Below are 378 nucleotides of genomic sequence, written 5' to 3' on the forward strand. Positions count from 1 at the left end.
TCAAAGACGTGACGTCTTCCAGCGCCATCAAGGGATACGCCATGGCGGGCGTCATGGCAGGTTTCGTACCGACCATCAACCCGAAAAATCTGGGCTTGGACCTTGCGAGTGTTCAGACCGTTGCGACTAAGGTGATCACCGAATCTGTGATCAAGACCGCGATCATGGGCGGATACGGGAATCGCTACGGGTGGCGCCATTGCCGCAGGCAAGATCGGTGATTTCACTCTGTTCGATGAGGGCAAACTCACCAAAGTTGGCATGCATGCCGTGCTTGGCGGGTTGATGTCCGAGGCCATGGGCGGCGATTTCCGAACGGGTGCCTTGGCCGCTGGCGCGAATGAAATGGTTGTCGATTATCTGGCGGAGAGGCTTCTG

At 57.1% G+C, this 378-nt stretch carries 1 protein-coding gene; it reads left to right on the forward strand.

Annotated elements, in window-relative coordinates:
• A partial coding sequence (locus AO388_RS29560; protein ID WP_236713899.1) for a DUF637 domain-containing protein occupies positions 1–221 on the forward strand: 221 nt, incomplete at its 5' end.
• Between the last annotated feature and the right edge of the window lie 157 nt (positions 222–378).

It is taken from the genome of Pseudomonas sp. ICMP 10191 (genome assembly GCF_001467335.1).
GTDB classification, from domain to species: domain Bacteria; phylum Pseudomonadota; class Gammaproteobacteria; order Pseudomonadales; family Pseudomonadaceae; genus Aquipseudomonas; species Aquipseudomonas cerasi.